General features: G+C 48.5%; 12 protein-coding genes. 5 read left to right on the plus strand and 7 right to left on the minus strand.

The annotated features are described in order from the left end of the window. Positions 1 to 47 precede the first annotated feature (47 nt). The 4 genes from tnaA to FH968_RS01430 all read right to left on the minus strand — a co-directional run bounded on the left by tnaA (position 48) and on the right by FH968_RS01430 (position 4,521). Positions 48 to 1,463: a tryptophanase gene (gene tnaA / locus FH968_RS01415; RefSeq protein ID WP_139876603.1), complete on the minus strand. Its 1,416-nt coding sequence runs from the start codon at positions 1,461 to 1,463 to the stop codon at positions 48 to 50. Between the two features lie 274 nt (positions 1,464 to 1,737). Further along, the gene (locus FH968_RS24115) at positions 1,738 to 1,815 is read right to left on the minus strand and encodes a tryptophanase leader peptide (protein WP_139877225.1); all 78 of its coding nucleotides are present in this window, start codon (positions 1,813 to 1,815) and stop codon (positions 1,738 to 1,740) included. Positions 1,816 to 1,945: 130 nt separating this feature from the next. Then, complete coding sequence (locus tag FH968_RS01425) at positions 1,946 to 2,653, minus strand: exonuclease domain-containing protein (RefSeq protein WP_139876604.1); 708 nt, start codon at positions 2,651 to 2,653, stop codon at positions 1,946 to 1,948. 2 nt (positions 2,654 to 2,655) lie between these two features. Next, positions 2,656 to 4,521 (minus strand): DUF294 nucleotidyltransferase-like domain-containing protein, encoded by a 1,866-nt coding sequence (locus FH968_RS01430; protein ID WP_223271256.1) that lies wholly within the window; start codon positions 4,519 to 4,521, stop codon positions 2,656 to 2,658. Between the two features lie 294 nt (positions 4,522 to 4,815). Here FH968_RS01430 and FH968_RS01435 point away from each other — a divergent pair, with 294 nt between their 5' ends. From FH968_RS01435 to FH968_RS01455, 5 genes are all read left to right on the plus strand, one after another. Beyond that, positions 4,816 to 5,310 carry an SH3 domain-containing protein gene (locus tag FH968_RS01435; RefSeq protein ID WP_139876606.1) on the plus strand — a complete coding sequence of 165 codons (495 nt, stop codon included), beginning with the start codon at positions 4,816 to 4,818 and terminating at the stop codon, positions 5,308 to 5,310. 59 nt (positions 5,311 to 5,369) lie between these two features. Beyond that, on the plus strand, positions 5,370 to 6,320 hold the full coding sequence (locus FH968_RS01440) for a hypothetical protein (protein WP_139876607.1): 951 nt from the start codon (positions 5,370 to 5,372) through the stop codon (positions 6,318 to 6,320). Positions 6,321 to 6,359: 39 nt separating this feature from the next. Next, on the plus strand, positions 6,360 to 7,745 hold the full coding sequence (locus FH968_RS01445) for a protein kinase (RefSeq protein WP_139876608.1): 1,386 nt from the start codon (positions 6,360 to 6,362) through the stop codon (positions 7,743 to 7,745). Positions 7,746 to 7,888: 143 nt separating this feature from the next. Next, positions 7,889 to 9,601, plus strand: a complete 1,713-nt coding sequence (locus tag FH968_RS01450) for an alpha,alpha-trehalase (RefSeq protein ID WP_139876609.1) — start codon at positions 7,889 to 7,891, stop codon at positions 9,599 to 9,601. Positions 9,602 to 9,915: 314 nt separating this feature from the next. Next, positions 9,916 to 12,099 carry a TonB-dependent siderophore receptor gene (locus FH968_RS01455; RefSeq protein WP_139876610.1) on the plus strand — a complete coding sequence of 728 codons (2,184 nt, stop codon included), beginning with the start codon at positions 9,916 to 9,918 and terminating at the stop codon, positions 12,097 to 12,099. Between the two features lie 44 nt (positions 12,100 to 12,143). On the opposite strand, the gene FH968_RS01460 is transcribed toward FH968_RS01455, so the two are convergent. From FH968_RS01460 to ebgA, 3 genes are all read right to left on the minus strand, one after another. Then, a complete protein-coding gene (locus tag FH968_RS01460) occupies positions 12,144 to 13,640 on the minus strand; it encodes an amino acid permease (RefSeq protein ID WP_139876611.1) in 1,497 nt (498 codons plus the stop codon). A gap of 67 nt (positions 13,641 to 13,707) precedes the next feature. Continuing rightward, complete coding sequence (locus FH968_RS01465; protein ID WP_139876612.1) at positions 13,708 to 14,160, minus strand: beta-galactosidase subunit beta; 453 nt, start codon at positions 14,158 to 14,160, stop codon at positions 13,708 to 13,710. 13 nt (positions 14,161 to 14,173) lie between these two features. Then, positions 14,174 to 17,242, minus strand: a complete 3,069-nt coding sequence (gene ebgA, locus FH968_RS01470; protein ID WP_139876613.1) for a beta-galactosidase subunit alpha — start codon at positions 17,240 to 17,242, stop codon at positions 14,174 to 14,176. Between the last annotated feature and the right edge of the window lie 145 nt (positions 17,243 to 17,387).

The raw sequence follows: 17,387 nt of genomic DNA on the forward strand, positions 1-17,387 counted from the left end.
ATGAGTGGCTATATAAGATATAGCCACTCGGAGTAGCGTATTATTGATTAAATTTCTTTGAGCTTAGCTGTAAAGTGACGCAATACTTTTGGTTCATATATGAAACTTAATCCCTTAATATTGTTTGCATTCTCTTTTACATGACTGAACGCTTCAATAATAAAGTCCATGTGAGATTGGGTATACGTTGCACGGGGAATGGTTAAACGGAGCAATTCTGCAGGGCAAGGTAATTGCTCACCGGTTTTAGGGTCTCTACCCAGCAAAAATGAACCTATTTCGACAGCCCTAATACCGGCAACCTTATATAATTCGCAAGCAAGCGCCTGAGCTGGAAATTGTTCGGCAGGAATATGCGGCAGCAACTTACCTGCATCGACAAAAGCGGCATGGCCACCTGCCTGCTGGCACGTCACTCCGATGGCCTCAAGACCGTCAACCAGATATTGAATCTGCGCAATACGATAGGCCAGCCAGTCTTGATTCATACCGTCACAGAGCCCTACGGCAAGACGTTCCATTGCCCCGCCCTCTAAGCCGCCATAGGTTGGAAAACCCTCCTGTACAACACAAAGTGTTCTGCACTCGGTATAAACATCAAAATAACTGTCATCTTTGATGCACAGTAATCCCCCCATTGGCACCATTGCGTCTTTTTTCGCTGACATCGCTAACATATCAGCATATTTATAGGTTTCCTGGGTGATTTTTTCTATGCTCCAGTCTTTATATCCAGCTTCCCTTTGCTGAATAAAATACGCATTTTCGGCAAAGCGCGCTGAGTCCATCACGACTGGAATGTCATATCTTTTAGCAATGTGATACATCGCTTTCAGGTTTGCCATTGAAACTGGCTGCCCCCCAGCAGAATTACAGGTGATGGTAGCAACAATATATGGAACATTATTGGCTCCGACCTCCTGAATACCTTGCTCTAACCCTTCCAGATCGAAATCACCTTTAAAGTCATAGCGAATTGATGTATCAAACGCCTCTTTGACATAGATATTACGGACAGTACAGCCATTTATCTGACTATGTCCCTGGGTGGTATCAAAGAAATAGTTCGAGAACGCAACCATTTTGACACGGTCCAGACCTTTTTCCTGTACGCGTTTTTTAATTAATACAGGAATATAAATTTGTTCTGCACCACGCCCCTGGTGAGTGGGGATAGTGTGCTGGTAGCCAAAAATATTCTTAACTGCATCAGCTAGTGCATAATAACTTCGACTTCCACTGTATGCTTCATCGCCACGCATCATTGCAGCTTGCATATTCTGAGTAATGGCACCCGTACCGCTGTCAGTTAGCAAATCAATAAATACATCTTCGCTGTCCAGCAAAAATGGATTCATACCTGATTTGATGATCGCATTTTCACGATGCTCACGTGTAGTACGTTTTACAGGTTCAATTACACGAATGCGGAATGGCTCAGGCAAATGTTTGAAGTTATTCATGGTGAAGCCCTTATTCATATTTATATATAGCAGTGCCCACAATTATTCATTTGTTGTGAATAACTGTTATAAGCTATGTGCATCCCTTAATGGCATTATGCCGCGCAGGTGTTAACAGAGTCCCACCACAACCCGCTTCATGATAAATAATGGGCATGGGAAAACTCAGGCGTGAAAGCTGCGCCAATCGGACATAATTATTGGGGATATGCGAAACAAAACAGATGAGGAGTCATCTGCGCTTGCTTATCTCGCATTAATTGGGAGGAAGGTTCTAGGGACGATGGTTGACAATAATAGCGTCAATGTTAAACCATTTTGAGATTATATATGTATCATTTACGAGAATCATAATATATCAACTCTTGGCGGGTATAACGACACATTAATTATGATGGTTTTATTTGTCTAATAGCATGCAATCCTTCTGTGATTTAAATCACCATAAATGAACATTTCTGTCTCGAGTTCAACGTTGCGGATCAGTCACAAAGAAATGCACTTAGTGGCAAATCGTTGCCGTTAGCATGCACCTGCGCCAAAAGCAGTTCGGCTGTTGCCACCGCATCGCATAATGCATGATGCGCGGGGTAATCGGGTAGTTGGTAATGGCGGCGAATACTGGATAGCCGGAAGTCATTGTGCACATTTCTGGTTGCCTGTTGATGTCGCCGTTCCAGCTCAAGAGTATCTATCCACAATAAAGGTAGCCCTTCCCGCCCATAACGCATACGCAGCCAGGCATTAATAAATGCCCCTTCCACCATTTTGCCGTGAACAACGGCTACCCGCCCAATAAGACGTGTGAACAGCACTTCCATCGCCTCATCAAGTGCCACGCCATCACGCAGCATTTCAGGGGTAATGTGATTGATAACGGCACTGTGTGCATTTACTGGATTGTCGCTGGAAATGTATTGGTGTTGTGCACTCGCCAGCTTAATCTGGCCTTTTTCGGCTATTACGCTGCCAATCGACAAAACCCGATGAGTGTTGGCATCAAGACCGCTTGTTTCAAAATCAAAAGCAAGCCAGGGCACACTTGTGACTTCGGTCGTAAAATCCGGTAATGGAGTTTCAAGCAAGTGCCGCAAAGCGGGAGATATATCGGGGATTCGCACCCATTGCTGGCGCTGTTCCTCCATACGTGTCGCTAATGGCGCCGGGAAAATACGCGATAAAAATCCCATCGTTACCCCTTAACAAAAAGCATACGCGCCAATTCTTGCTGGCGGGCAATAATGCGGAAGGCGTCTTTCAGGTGCTTACGTTCAAAACTACCAAACTCGCGCGGGTCTATTTGGTTATCGGGCGCTAAACCTTTACGCAATTGTGACAACTGGTGATTAAAGCGCTGCCGGGTTAAAAAATGGAAGTCATCGATAATATCGGTACACCCACCAGGGGACATTAATCCCTTGTCTCTCGCCGCATAAAAACGCGCCTCGGTATGGGTTTCACTACATCCTGCGGCCAGAGCATAAATGCGCGACAGGTCGATAATCAGCGTTAGTGCATAGCGTTTGATGTTAAGCGTTTTGCTGTCGTTGCCACTTTTCTCCAGAACCAGATGGTTAAAAATCCCTAACGGAGGAGAGGTACTGGTGGAGTCGCGGGTGAGTGAACGTAAAAAACCAGGATGAGCGGCGATTTCTGTCAGTAACGCTTGCTGGAACGCATCATGCAGCCAGGTGTTACCGTAAAACGCACGCGTTTCCAGAAACACCGTCGCGTTCAGCAATTGAGTATATTCAGGGTTGGTCACCCATTTTCGAATGCAGGCAAGCCAAACCGACAACGGTTGGCACCAGCGGCTTTCAGATGCCATAAAATGGCCCGTACATAATGGATATCCGCAGTCGGCAAGCCCCAGGCAAACGAAGTCGGCAAAGCGTAAAAACCACTGTTGCTCTTCTGCGCCCGCGCTGTCCGGCAAAATAATCGCACTATCCTGGTCGGAATAGGCATGTACTTCATTGCGGGCATGCGACCCGGCAACTATCCATGAAAACTCACAAGGTGGTTCGCCAAATTCGACGAGGGCAAGTTCTATAAGTCTGCGGGTGAAGGCATCCATCAGCATCGACATCACCATTTCGACCACACCGTTACGTAGATTTCCCTCCACCAGAGCTTCGAAAATCGCCTGCCGTTCAACTTTAAGGGCTGCCAGATCAGCAACAGTCAGGCAATGATTAATACGTTCAATCAGGAAAATAGCCTGTACGCGATGATGCTGTACCAGATGGGATGCCGTCAGTAGGCCAACAGTTTTTGGCCCGTCAACCACCGGTAAACTACTCACGCCATGGCGCATCATGAGTGCGACGGCATGCATCACTAAATCACCTGATGAAACAGTGATGGGGTTAGCCGTCATCACATCTCTGACCGGGCGCGAAATATCAAAACCTTCAGCCACCACACGCCGCGTCATGTCTCTGTCGCTGATAATGCCGATGATTTTGTCCTCTTCAATCACCACCGCCGTTGAGCAGCGATCAACCCAACGCATTTGTTTCGCCGTTTGTTGAATGGATGTCGATGCCTCGACCACTGAAATGGTGCCGCTCGCCACATCAGACACTTTACGCACGAACATGCCCTTATCTTCATCGCTCCAGACCACGTCCATCGCGGAATTAAGGCGTTCATGCGCGTTGATAGAAAAGTGTGTGGCGTACTGAGGATAGACTTCCAGGATAGATTTCAGCACGCTGTGCGGGATCTGGTACAACAACGTGTTTTCGATAGCCGTGACGTTGTAACAATCTTCAGGATTCCCCGGAATGCCTTCGAGGAAGGTGAAACCAAATAAATCTTCCGGCCCAAGACGTGCACGTAAAACACCGTCGCTCCAGCGCTGTTCAAGCGAGCCTGTGCGCACGATGTAGAGGTACCGTTCACTTGCGGCAATATCAAACGGTAATGTCTCACCCACCGCCAGATAACTGATACTAATAGCCCGCGCGATATCATTTTGCGCCTCTATGGGGAGCGTGTTGAGCGGTGATACATGCGCAATAAAATCGCAGATATTGGGCAATAACGGTTCCATCGCCATCATTAATCCTAAAGTTGAAATCCTGTTTCATAATATAAGCTTGTGGTGTGTTGTAAAGATGCATCATTCATTTCGTGAATTATCACTCTCTGCGCTGTTCTTGGGCGGCTTAACACTTAATGATGTCAATCATTTACATCACCATTGAATTGTTAATCAGGCGATGTAAAATTAACGTTATCATGTATAAATGATGTGAATAACTCTTCAGCTTCCTGGGTCTCTTCTTCGCCATGTCCAGCCCTTTTCGGCGACCAGGTTTGAACCATTTTTTCAGGGAAAGTTACGATGAAATTGCGAAACCTGTTGATCCTTGCTGTTGTTGCCACGGTCGTAGGCTGTAAAGCACCACCGCCAAAAATGACGGATGACACTATTGTGAGCAGTGAAGTTAATGGCGTCACGCTCACACACCGTTACGCTGTCTCTGCGCCGCAAGAGTTCACCCCCGTCAACGCCAGTTATCGCGCACTCTATCCGGGCTCGATTATGAGCAAGCCAGATTTTGGTGGGAAAGTTGTTAGCACGCTTGAAAATGGACAAACATATACTGTGCTTGGTCAAGTTGAGAATAACTGGTTAGCCATTGCCAAGGAGGATAAACAGGAAATGTTGGGCTACGTTCCAACACGCGCACTTGTCAAAAGCGAACTGTATGCACAGACGCTGAAAAAAGACCGCCCGCGCCCTCGAAAAGCTGCGAAGAAAACAACCTGTGTTGCCGTCGATGACGCCAGCAAAGCCTGCCAAAACGCAAATAGTGGCACATGGATTATTGATTAGTTATCGGCATCTTACGCCCTGACCTTTCGTTTAAAATTGTTCGGCTAACAAGGATTTATATGAAACTCTGGCTTTCGGGTTTGGCGCTGTTGCTGGCATCTACCACCGTGTGGGCAGATAACTATCGTGTTGTACAGTCGCCTTCTCAGAAGCTGGATGTCTGGATTGATAATATCCAAAACAACTCGCCACAAAGCTGGTGTGCGGCTGAACTCACACTGCGTATCGTCGCAAATGGCGACAAAAACCCAGATCTTCTCAACGTGTTTATGCCGCGTCTGGGAACACTGCTGGAAAGCCAGTGTAACTCGGTTCAACTGGTGAGTTGGCGACTGGAAGATCCACAAGGGGAAACGTTAGCCGTTGGTACGGCCACCAAAAATAGCGATTGGGCGGTAATTATCGCCCCCGTTGTGTCCAGCGAGCCCAATATCCAGGCGCATTCAGAAACAAAGTCACCGTTAGCTGACCGCACACCATGGCAGGAATTTACGCTGCAAGATGGCTGCCACCTGCGCACCTTCTGGCAAGGTGATGCCAATGCTTCAGCCATGTTTATTCCCAACGGGAAATGTGAAAAAGGCGGCTGGTTGAATGGTCGTAGTGAAATCATTCAGAGCGGTGTTCATGGCGAAAAACGCCATATGATGACCTTCGTGCATGGTTTCCCTGTGAGCGGATTAAGCAAAGAGGCGAGTTCTGACAGCTTGCTTATTACCAGCCTGAACAATGAACGCATGGTTGTCAGCAATGAACACGCCCCGCAAAGCTGGATGATTTTGCCCTATAACTCTGAGCTAAATAGCTGGCAAGCTACGGGAACTGTCGCCGTCGAAGTATCGCGGGAAATGACAGTTGATGAATCAGGGATTCAGGCGCGTTTGAATGAAGTACGCAAAGTGTGGTCAGCCTGGCTGGCACCGGACACCCCGATTACGCTGCTTTTGATTGACTCCCTACGTCCGCAATTGCGTGATCCAGCGGTTGGCGCATGGCGCGCCCAGAAGTAACACTGAATATTCGTCGATTTCGAGCAGAGAAAGGCCATCATGACAGATAAAGATTACGACTCAGAACTCCCCGACGCTCTGCCGCCTGGTTTCCGTTTCGACGAATTTGAAATTCAGCAAGTGACTGAATCGACGAATACCCATGTCATCTATAAAGCATGGGACCATCAACTTGAACGACCTGTCTCTATCCGGGAGTTTATGCCCCGTGCGCTGACTGTGCGTAGCGATAATATGCAGTTGGTTTTGCGCAGCAAACAAGATAGCCAGGCGTTCAACACTGGACTGAAGCGTTTTGTTCAGTCCACCCGTCAGCTCGCGCAATTTAACCACCCTAATCTGCTGCAAGTTTTAAGTTTCTGGACGCAAAACGAAACTGCCTACGCCGCATCGCTCTATTCCAGCGGCATGACGCTTGCAGAATTACATCAGCATCAGCCCGACATCATCAATGAAACCTGGATACGCCATATGCTGCCAATGCTGTGCGGCGCGCTGGCGATTCTTCATGACGAAGGTTTTATTCATCGCGATTTGTCGCTCAGAAGTATTCAGATTCAGGATAACGGAGCGCCACTGTTGTTAAACGCAGGTGCCCCACGCCGCACCAATACCGAAAACGGTGATGGGAATAAAACGTCTCTGAACCCCGGTTTTGCTCCACTGGAACAATATGCGGAGGACCTGGAAAACCAGCTCGGGCCATGGACTGATATCTACGCGCTCGGCGCGATTCTCTACACGCTTATCACCGGCAACTGCCCGCCAGCTAGCGTCACGCGAACGATTCAAGACCCCTGCGTTAAGCTCGCCAAAAATCGTCCGGAAGGTTATTCCCATAGTCTGTTACATGCGGTTGATTGCGCACTGGCGTTGAAACCTGAAGACAGGCCCCAGTCTATCGCTGAATTTGCCGCGCTGGCTGAAATCCCTTTGAGTGGGATTAATGGCCTCATTCCGCTAAAACAGCCCGGCACTATGCTCATTGAAGTGGAGAATGCGGAAATTACCCCATTGTCACCTTTCAAAAAGCGATACAAATTACCGTTGCAAATAGCCGCGAGCTTATTGGTCGGTATTGCCGTCGGTGGCATCATTTTTGGTGGCCACTTATCCAGCGGCCCTAAGATTGCGAAGATTGAAAAAACGACCAGTGCGGAAGAAGCTCCGTCAACTACAGCAAAAAGCGTGTTGCCCGTAACCGATGCCACGCTTGCACGCATTTATGTCCGAATGAATGATGGCGAACAACTGGATGTGAATGGCAAGGCAGAAAACGTCACACCTGGAGCCAATGGTTACGGTTTCCTGCAACTGCCTGTTGGCAAATATGAGATTACGTTACGTGATAATAACCAGCAGTCGCGAAACATGACGTTATCGGTTGAGAAAGCAGGTACGTGGCTGATTAATCCACAAGGATGAGGCGTTGGAACATCACCGGTGATTTATCTGCTTTGTTGCAATATGCGACATCTCCCACTGGTACAGCCTCGAAATTCGTCTAAGGTTTTCATAGGGTTGATTGCGGAAAAACTTCACCGCTAGCCTGCAAAGGAGAACAATAAATGACTTATCACGTTTTGCGCCGTCCTCGTACTTTATTGCTTGCGATTCAAATAGCTATCGGTTGTGCGTTCGTCACTTTTACCTTCCCCGCTACCGCGGATGACAATTTACAAGCCCAGCCCCAACCACCAGATGTCCTCCTTGGCCCGTTGTTTACCGATGTGCAAACAGCCAAATTATTCCCTGACCAAAAGACATTTGCTGATGCGGTTCCTAAAAATGATCCGTTGATGATCCTTGCAGATTACCGAATGCAGCGGAACCAATCTGGCTTTGATTTGCGCCATTTTGTGGATGTGAATTTTAGCCTGCCACATGAAGGTGAAAAGTATGTCCCACCGGAAGGTCAATCGTTACGTGAACATATCGACAGTTTATGGCCGGTGCTAACGCGTACCACTGATAGCGTGGATAAATGGGATTCTTTGCTGCCGTTGCCTAAACCGTATGTGGTGCCCGGCGGACGTTTCCGTGAAGTCTATTATTGGGATAGTTATTTCACTATGTTGGGTCTTGCAGAAAGTGGTCACTGGGACAAAGTGCAAGATATGGTTGATAACTTTGCTCATGAAATTGATGCTTACGGGCATATTCCCAATGGCAACCGCAGTTATTATCTGAGCCGTTCCCAACCGCCATTCTTTGCGTTTATGGTCAAACTTCTTGCCAGCCACAATGGTGACGAGACTTACACCACTTATTTGCCGCAGCTTAAAAAAGAGTATGCCTACTGGATGCAAGGCAGTGATTCGCTGCAACCCGGTACTGAAAACCTACGCGTAGTGAAACTCAAAGATGGTTCGGTGCTGAACCGTTATTGGGATGACCGCGATACGCCACGCACAGAATCTTATTTGGATGACGTCACCACCGCGAAGAGCAACCCAAATCGCCCAGCGACTGAGATTTATCGTGACCTACGCGCCGCCGCCGCTTCCGGTTGGGATTTTAGTTCGCGCTGGATGGATAAACCTGAGCAGCTAGGTTCGATTCGCACCACATCTATCGTGCCGGTCGATTTAAATGCGCTGTTATTCCAGATGGAAAAAACACTGGCTCACGCCAGCAGCGTGGCGAAAGACAGCTCTGGGGCTACACAATATCAGCAGCTGGCGGACGCACGACAAAAAGCTATGGAAGCGCATTTTTGGAATAGCAAACAAGGCTGGTATGCAGATTACGATCTCAAAACCAACGCAGTTCGTTCACAACTGACGGCTGCCGCACTGTTCCCGCTGTATGTGCATGTCGCGTCTAAAGAGCGTGCCGATAAAATGGCGGCCATCACTCGTGCGCAATTGCTCAAAGCCGGTGGGCTTGCCACTACCAACTTGAAAACGGGGCAACAGTGGGACGCCCCAAATGGTTGGGCGCCTTTGCAATGGGTCGCCACAGAAGGTCTGCAAAATTACGGGCATAAAGATTTAGCCATGGAAGTCACCTGGCGCTTCCTGACCAACGTGCAACATACCTACAACCGTGAGAAAAAACTGGTTGAGAAGTATGATGTATCTTCAACGGGGACTGGCGGTGGTGGTGGCGAATATCCTCTGCAAGATGGGTTTGGCTGGACCAACGGTGTGACGCTGAAAATGCTCGATTTACTGTGTGGTACAGAAAAACCATGTGACTCAACGCCGGATAAATTGCCTTCGGCAACGCCCGGACCTGCAACGCAAACGACAAAACCAGCCGCATCAACTGCGCAGTAATCCATTGCCCTCAATCTAACCCTCTCCTACAGGAGAGGGAATTTTCCCGTATTTTCCCTCATGTCACTTTTTCCTTCTCCTGGAATAAAAGGTTGGGATGAGGATACCTTCCCCTCGCAGCTCGCCATAAACATTAATCTTTTCATGGGCTTTGATTTCGTACCTGCCAATATTTGCACTTGAAACTGCAAACAATAACGATAATAATTCGCATTCTTACATTGCGGTGGCATCACCTGAATTTAACCTAACTCGGCTGACGAAGAGCAGCATTCCAGGCGATGACAACAAGACCTTCTCGGGAAAATAATTAAATGAAACTGGCATTTAACGTAAAGCGCTCTGCTTTACTCTGCGCACTTGCACTTGCACTTGCTGCTCCGGCTTATGTTATGGCGGAAGACACCGTCGTCGTAACGGCAAAACCGACAGAAACCTCCACTAGCCCAACTGAAGGCTACAGCGCAACAATCAGCCGTGGCGCAACTAAAACGGATGAGCCGCTAATCACTACCGGCCAATCTGTTTCTGTGATTACTCGTCAACAAATTGACGACCAAGGTGCGTTATCCGTCAACAATGCGCTGAACTATACGCCTGGTGCTTTCACCGGTTTTGCTGGCGGTGCAACCCGTTATGACACCGTTGCCCTGCGTGGTTTCCACGGCGGCGACGTGAACAACATCTTCCTTGATGGCCTGCGCCTGATGAGCGATGGCGGCAGTTTCAACGTAGTACAAGTTGACCCATGGTTCCTTGAGCGTATCGACGTCATCAAAGGGCCATCTTCCGCACTTTACGGCCAAACCATTCCTGGCGGCCTGGTCATGGAAACCTCAAAACGTCCGCAATTTATTGAGGAAGGCCACGTTCGTGCCATGTACGGTAACAACAATACCAACGGTACAGCGTTCGACTACACCAATGCGATTAACGATGAATGGGCGTACCGCATAACCGGTATGACCAAAAATACCGATACTCAATATGAGAAAACGCGTGAAGAACGTTATGCAATTTCTCCGTCCCTGTTGTGGCAGCCTGGTGACAATACCTCTTTGCTGCTGCGCGCTTACCTGGAAAAAGATCCTTCTGGCGGCTTCCACGGTTCCGTACCGTCTGATGGCAGCCTCTACTCCAGTACCGGGCGTAAAATCAGTACCGGCTTTTCTGACGTAGAACCTGGCAATGATGAATTTAAACGCCACCAGCAAATTTATAGCTACGAGTTCTCACACGGCTTCAATGACGTGTGGGCCTTCCGTTCTAACGCCAGCTATACCCATTCAAACGTGGGTCTGAAGCAGGCTTACCAGATTGGATGGGCAGATACTGCGCATGATGAGCTGATGCGTTACTACAGCGGTGAAACGTCTTCGCTTGATGCGTATGCCATTGATAATCAGTTAGAAGCCGATTTTGCAACTGGCGAACTGGATCATAAAGTCGTGCTGGGCGGCGAGTTCCATAAATACACCAACAATCTGTCTGATGATTCAGCTTACACAACCAACCTGAACCCGTGGACGGGCGAGTCTGGCGGCCCTGGTGGTTTCTACTACTACGACCCGCGTGATCCGACTTATTCCACCATCAATCAAGGTCTGCTGACCAAAGCCGGCAAGCGCCAGTACGAACAGACCGGTGTTTATTTGCAAGATGACATGATGTGGGATCAATGGCATATGACGCTGTCTGGCCGTTACGACCATATCGTTACCAAGAGCCATATCGTGGCTGATGCCATCGACAGTGACGTGACAGATAACCGCACCGACAATCATTTCAGTGGACGAGCATCATTACTGTACGCATTCACCAACGGTGTTTCTCCGTACATGAGCTACAGCCAGGCGATTACCCCTCAGGTGCTACCGGATGCCCAGGGCAAGCTGCTAAAACCGACGACCGCCGAGCAATATGAAGCAGGTGTGAAATATCAGCCAGTTGGTACTGCGGATATGTACACCATGGCGGTATATGACCTGACGCAAAATGATGTCGGCAACCGTGTGGTTCAGGGCAGCTATTATGAGCCTGCTGGTAAAGTACACTCGCAAGGTGTTGAGCTTGAAGCACGCTCACAGTGGAACCAACGTTTTTCAACCATCGCGGGTTACACCTGGAACAAAGTGCGCTTCAAAGATGCGATTGACGGCAACGACGGCAACACACCGTACGTAACACCAGATCAAATGGCTAGCCTGTGGGCTATGTTCAAAGCTGACTTTGGCATCAGCCTGGGTTCTGGCGTGCGCTACATTGGTAAACAATGGGCAGATAACGAAAACACCCTGCGCGTACCTTCTGTCACCCTGCTTGATGCAATGCTTCGTGCCGATATCGGTACGTGGACACCAACGCTGAAAGGCGCTTTCGTGCAGCTTAACGCCACCAACCTTACTGGCCGTGACTACGTTGCAGGCTGTTACGGTACGGGTTACTGCTACTGGGGTGCTGAGCGTTCTGTGATTGCTACTGTGGGATATGATTTCTAAGTATTAACATGTAAAACGGCCCCAATTAATGGGGCCGTTTTTTATCACTGCCGTGTTACCGCTACATCACCTGTCGGTGGTACAACCTGCTTTGCCTGCTGGTGTTCCAGCGCAATCTGGGCAAGTGGAGTATCCGCCTCATAACGCGCATTGGCATCCAGCCCTTTCTCGTATTTGTTGTATTTCCACCAGGCATAGCCCAGGAAGATAACCAACCCACCGACGTTATAAAACATGATGGTCATGATGCTGGCACCGGTCGGGAACGTAGAAGCAATAAACCCAATGGTGAAAATCACAATCAACACACTGACGATGGTAATGCCCTGCATCCGTGTCCCCATGCGGAAATCACGGTTTACAGCATCGTATTTCATGCGCAGATTCAGGTACGCCAGCATGATAAACAGTGGTGGCAACATTGATGCCGCAGCCGTCATGTTAATCAGCGTATTCATCAATTCTTGCACGTTGCCCGAGCCAATAGTTGGGATGAGCATCAATGGGATAACAATTAAGAACTGAATCCAGGCCGCGCGAGTCGGCACACCGTGTTGGTTAAGGCGCACGGTTTTCTCACCAAAGATACCTTTCGGGATTTCAGTAAAGAAGATTTTCACCGGTGCGGCAGTCCACATCAGCAGTGAGCCAAACATCGCCGTAAAGGAAATAATCCCCACAAAACGATTCATCAATATGGTTGGCAAACCGAAGTGACGCGCCAGCCCTTCAAATACCTGAACTGTGCCGCCTGTATAGTGCAGGTCAGCCTTATGCACAAAGACGTTGATCAGCAGCGACGAAACGGTATACAACCCACCGATGAACAGACCGGAAAGGATTATCACTTTCACGAAAGCTTTGCTGCCACCTTTTACGTCGTTCACGTATACCGCAACAGATTCCGCACCGCCTGCGGCCTGGAAAATCCACGCGATAATACCGAGGAATGCCCAGCTAAATTGCGGTGTAATCGCCTGAACGTTGATTGGATCAGCCGGCTCCACACCACCGATTACAGCAGCCCCCGCGAGGATGATGTACGAGAACGTCAGTAATAACATCAGCGTGGAGGTGACAGACGTCATCGGCCCAAGCAGTTTCGCCCCATGGTTTGAAATCCAGGTGGAAAAAGCAAACAGGCAAATACTGATAAGTGCAGTCGTTAACGGGGTGAAAATATAGTCATAACCGAGGAACGCATACGACGCGTAGGCGATAACTCTTGGCAATAATGCGGTGAAGAAAAATAGGTTAACAAACCAATACGTGTAGGCGGTGATAAATGCCCAACGGCCACCGAGTGCACTTTTTACCCAGGCGTAAACACCCGCTTCGGAATTACGGTTCAGCGAAACGAATTCTGCGATGATCAAACAGAATGGGATGAAGTAAATAAGTGTCGCCACCAGGAAAACAGGGGCTGATGCAATACCTAACTGGACGTTATTATTAATGACATTATTGAAGCTAAAAACTGCCGCAAATGTCATTGCTAATAGTCCGAACTTGCCAATAGTGTTTCTATTCGTTGAAGCCATATTAACTCCACATGTAGGGTATTTTTATTGTATTTACCTGCCCGGTAAACTGGGCAGGTACCGAAAGTTATTTGTTAAGGAAATACGTTTCTTCAACGGTAACTTTCAGGATGACTTTCCGCACGCCATCCCCGGCGGAAAATCGGTACGCTTCGTGGTTTTCAAAAATGGCGACATTACCCGCCACTAGCTTGTGTTTTTCACCCTGCCCGCAGAAATACTCGCGGTCAGTTTCATCCTTGTAAGGCACTTCCTGGATTAATTCGGTTTTGGCGGCATATTCCACCGTCTCAATACCTGCAAGGTAATAATGCACGTCAAAGTAACGGCGGTTGCCTTCAAATAATGCCGCGTTATCCGCAGAACCTTCAGCGAGGCGATAGACCAGCGAATCACCTATCGAATAAAAAACATTAGGCTCAATGTTTTTAAGATTATTTATGGCTTCCATACAGCGTTGCCACTTTTTCCCCGCCCGATAAACGCACTGGAATTCTTCTAATGTATTTAAAATAATCATTACGCCTGCCTCATCAAGAAAGTGCGCGAACGGTTTGCGGTTGGAAATCATATTTCGCCAGACAGACCGTTGCGACTTCAGCCTTACGGAACGGCACCATCGTGAAACCGTATTCGAACGGTTTGAGATAAACCCGGAACGAATCCAGTACTTCGGAACCCCAGGAGTTGGAGCCGAGGCCGAGAATTTGGTCATCAAGGTTGAGCGTCAGGTAATCGCTGGCTTCCAGTTCGTTGATGTGCTGCGCTTGTTGCAGCATTTCAGCACTGTAAGGCCAGAGGCTGAAGTTAATCGGCTTGCTTGGTTGAATGAAAATCCCGTTACCCTTTTCATCCTCAACGCTTAGCCAGCGCACTTGTTGCCGGTTGCCGTTATCTTGTGGGAACGGATAGTTTTCAAACAGGCTTTCAACTGGCTGGCGGTAATGGCCAATCAGGTTGCTCTGGCAGCTATCCCCGTAGTTTTCACCCGGCCCACGTCCGTAATATTCCACCTGCTTAAAGCGCTTGCTAATGCCAAAATCGAGACCGATTTTCGGGATGATTGCCTGGTAATTACCGTAAGGTCTGCCGGACAAGTCAAGCGTGACATGGCCTGCGGGGGTGATGCGCCAGCGATAAGTACAGCGCATACCGAAATCGAATACCGGTGGTGCAATCACGCTATCAATTTCAATAATTTCGTCTTCACCTTGCGAGTAATGCCGCATGGCACGGAAATTATGCTGCATTAAATGCATATGGTACGGCTGCCATAACCCTTCAAATTCCTGCTTATGGTTATCAATTGTCGGTTTGAAGAAAGTCAGATGCGGTGCTCGCCCAACGATTTCTTCGCCTCCAACTAACCATGAAACCAGCTCACCACTCAGCCGGCAGAACGTCAGAGAAAACTCATTGCCGCTGATAACCTGCTGATGCCCTTGTGTTTCATTACTCAGCGAACCTAATTTCTTGAGTGGCAATGGCTCACGCGATTGGGCCTGTTGGCGCAAAATCTGGTAATGACCAAGAGTGTGCATCGCTTCGCTGTAGCGCGTCGCACTGCGCTTAACGATTTCAACATTGATAAAGACTTCACCGGCAGGCAGTTCCGGTGGTGTCAGAGGCAGCTCTTCGGCCTCACCTGGTAGCAGGTGAGGCCGCGTTAACGTTTGTTGCGCGATGGTTTTGCCATCAACCTGATATGCAACCTGAAACTCGATATCGCCAAGCGGGCTGAACCAGTAACGGTTTTCCACCAGCAACACGTCATTGTGTTCAGTCTGGCGAATGTTGACCGGACATAGCACCTGTTTGTATTCGCGCAGACCCGGGCCAGGGCGCTGATCAGGGTAAATCAGGCCATCCATGCAGAAGTTGTAATTGTTCGGGAAGTCGCCGTAATCACCACCGTATTGGTAACGCTCACGTCCCTGTTCGTCATGCACCAGTAAACCATGGTCGCACCATTCCCAAACGTAATGGCCCTGTAGGCTTTTATGTTGATTAAACACCGCCTGATATTGCGCAAGCCCGCCGGGCCCATTCCCCATCGCATGGGCATATTCACAGATGATGCGCGGTTTTGGATGTGGGTATTCACCAAATGCGTTCATCATTGAGACGCGCGAGTACATGGTGCTGATAACATCTACCACTTCCGCGTCACGGTCTTCTTCGTAATGCACCAGCCGCGTTGGGTCGAGTTCCTTGCAGCGCGCAGCCATCGCCCGAATGTTACAGCCGTAACCCGATTCGTTGCCCAGCGACCACATAATGATGGAAGGATGATTTTTCTGCGCCAATACGTGGCGTTCAATACGCTCGACATAAGCATGCTCCCACGTTGGGTCATCCGTGATGCGGCTAATGTCGCCGACGTTGGCAAAACCGTGGCTTTCAAGGTCAGTTTCCGCCATCACAAATAAACCGTATTGGTCGCACAATGCATAAAAACGGGGATCGTTCGGGTAATGAGCAGTACGTACTGAATTGATATTGTGCTGCTTCATCAAAATGATATCTCGCTCAACACGGGCCATATCAACCGCGCGGCCTTTCTGATGATCGTGATCGTGGCGGTTTACACCGTGTAATTTCAGATAGCGACCGTTCACATAAAACAGGCCGTCACGCACTTTGATATCGCGGAATCCGACTTGTTGCGGCACCACTTCGATGATTTTACCGCTGCCATCACGAAGAGTTAGCAGCAGCAAATAGAGGTTGGGATGTTCCGCATTCCATTGCTTTGGCTGTTTTACCGGCAGTAAAAACTTGCAGGTTGAGTGGTTTTGTAGTGTGAACGTATTTTGTTGTTCAGCAACGCATTTTTCGCCATCAAACAACTGTGCATGAAGTTGGTAACCTGCGGTTGGCGTTGTGGAATTATTATGAAGTTCGCAGTTTATCTGGAGTTCAGCATCACAGTAGTTTTCGTCAAATTCAGTCACGACGGTTAAGTCGTGCAAATGCACTTGCGGCTGACCAATCAAGTAAACATCGCGGAAGATACCAGCCATCCACCACATATCCTGATCTTCAATATAAGTGGAGTCAGCCCATTGCATCACCCGTACGCTAAGCAAGTTCTCACCTGCCTGTACGTAAGGGCTGAGATCAAACTCAGCACTCAGACGGCTACCTTTGCTAAAGCCAACGTAATGACCGTTAACGTAGACTTCAAAGTACGTTTCTACGCCATCGAATTTAATAATGATTTGGCGTTGCAGCCACTCTTTCGGAAGTGAAAACTGGCGCTGATAGGCACCGGTTGGGTTATTGGTTGGAACAAAAGGCACGTCGATAGGGAATGGATAACCTTCGTCGGTGTATTGCAGTTTACCGTGGCCTTCCATTTGCCACATACCCGGAACGGTTATGTCACCCCAACCCGTCATTGGCTGACGGTAAAACTCAGCAGGTACTTTTTCCGGATGGTCGAAATAGTTAAACGTCCACTTCCCACTTAGCAACATAAAGCCCTGGCTTGCGGAGCGGTTTAGTTCCCTCGCCTGTTCAACGCTGTCATAGCTGTGAAACCATGCTCGTGCGGGTAGCCGGTTCTCTGATTGTTTTTCTATGTTTTCCCAATTGTTCACGCCAACATCCTCATTACGTGTGTATGAGCAAACAATAGTAAATATTTAGTAAAACTAAAAATTAAAGTTTACCAAATGACGGAGGGATCACAATAAATCAACATCCGTCACAAAGTGAAACGCTCTGTTGGCTTTTAGTCCCAAC

The sequence above is a fragment of the Buttiauxella sp. B2 genome (assembly GCF_006376615.1).
Lineage (GTDB): Bacteria > Pseudomonadota > Gammaproteobacteria > Enterobacterales > Enterobacteriaceae > Buttiauxella.

Excerpts from the sequence above, each read along its gene's own strand:
- tnaA (WP_139876603.1), bottom strand. The coding sequence starts at position 1,463 with ATGAATAACTTCAAACATTTGCCTGAGCCATTCCGCATTCGTGTAATT.
- FH968_RS24115 (WP_139877225.1), bottom strand. The coding sequence starts at position 1,815 with ATGATTCTCGTAAATGATACATATATAATCTCAAAATGGTTTAACATT.
- FH968_RS01425 (WP_139876604.1), bottom strand. The coding sequence starts at position 2,653 with ATGGGATTTTTATCGCGTATTTTCCCGGCGCCATTAGCGACACGTATG.
- FH968_RS01430 (WP_223271256.1), bottom strand. The coding sequence starts at position 4,521 with ATGGAACCGTTATTGCCCAATATCTGCGATTTTATTGCGCATGTATCA.
- FH968_RS01435 (WP_139876606.1), top strand. The coding sequence starts at position 4,816 with ATGAAATTGCGAAACCTGTTGATCCTTGCTGTTGTTGCCACGGTCGTA.
- FH968_RS01440 (WP_139876607.1), top strand. The coding sequence starts at position 5,370 with ATGAAACTCTGGCTTTCGGGTTTGGCGCTGTTGCTGGCATCTACCACC.
- FH968_RS01445 (WP_139876608.1), top strand. The coding sequence starts at position 6,360 with ATGACAGATAAAGATTACGACTCAGAACTCCCCGACGCTCTGCCGCCT.
- FH968_RS01450 (WP_139876609.1), top strand. The coding sequence starts at position 7,889 with ATGACTTATCACGTTTTGCGCCGTCCTCGTACTTTATTGCTTGCGATT.
- FH968_RS01455 (WP_139876610.1), top strand. The coding sequence starts at position 9,916 with ATGAAACTGGCATTTAACGTAAAGCGCTCTGCTTTACTCTGCGCACTT.
- FH968_RS01460 (WP_139876611.1), bottom strand. The coding sequence starts at position 13,640 with ATGGCTTCAACGAATAGAAACACTATTGGCAAGTTCGGACTATTAGCA.
- FH968_RS01465 (WP_139876612.1), bottom strand. The coding sequence starts at position 14,160 with ATGATTATTTTAAATACATTAGAAGAATTCCAGTGCGTTTATCGGGCG.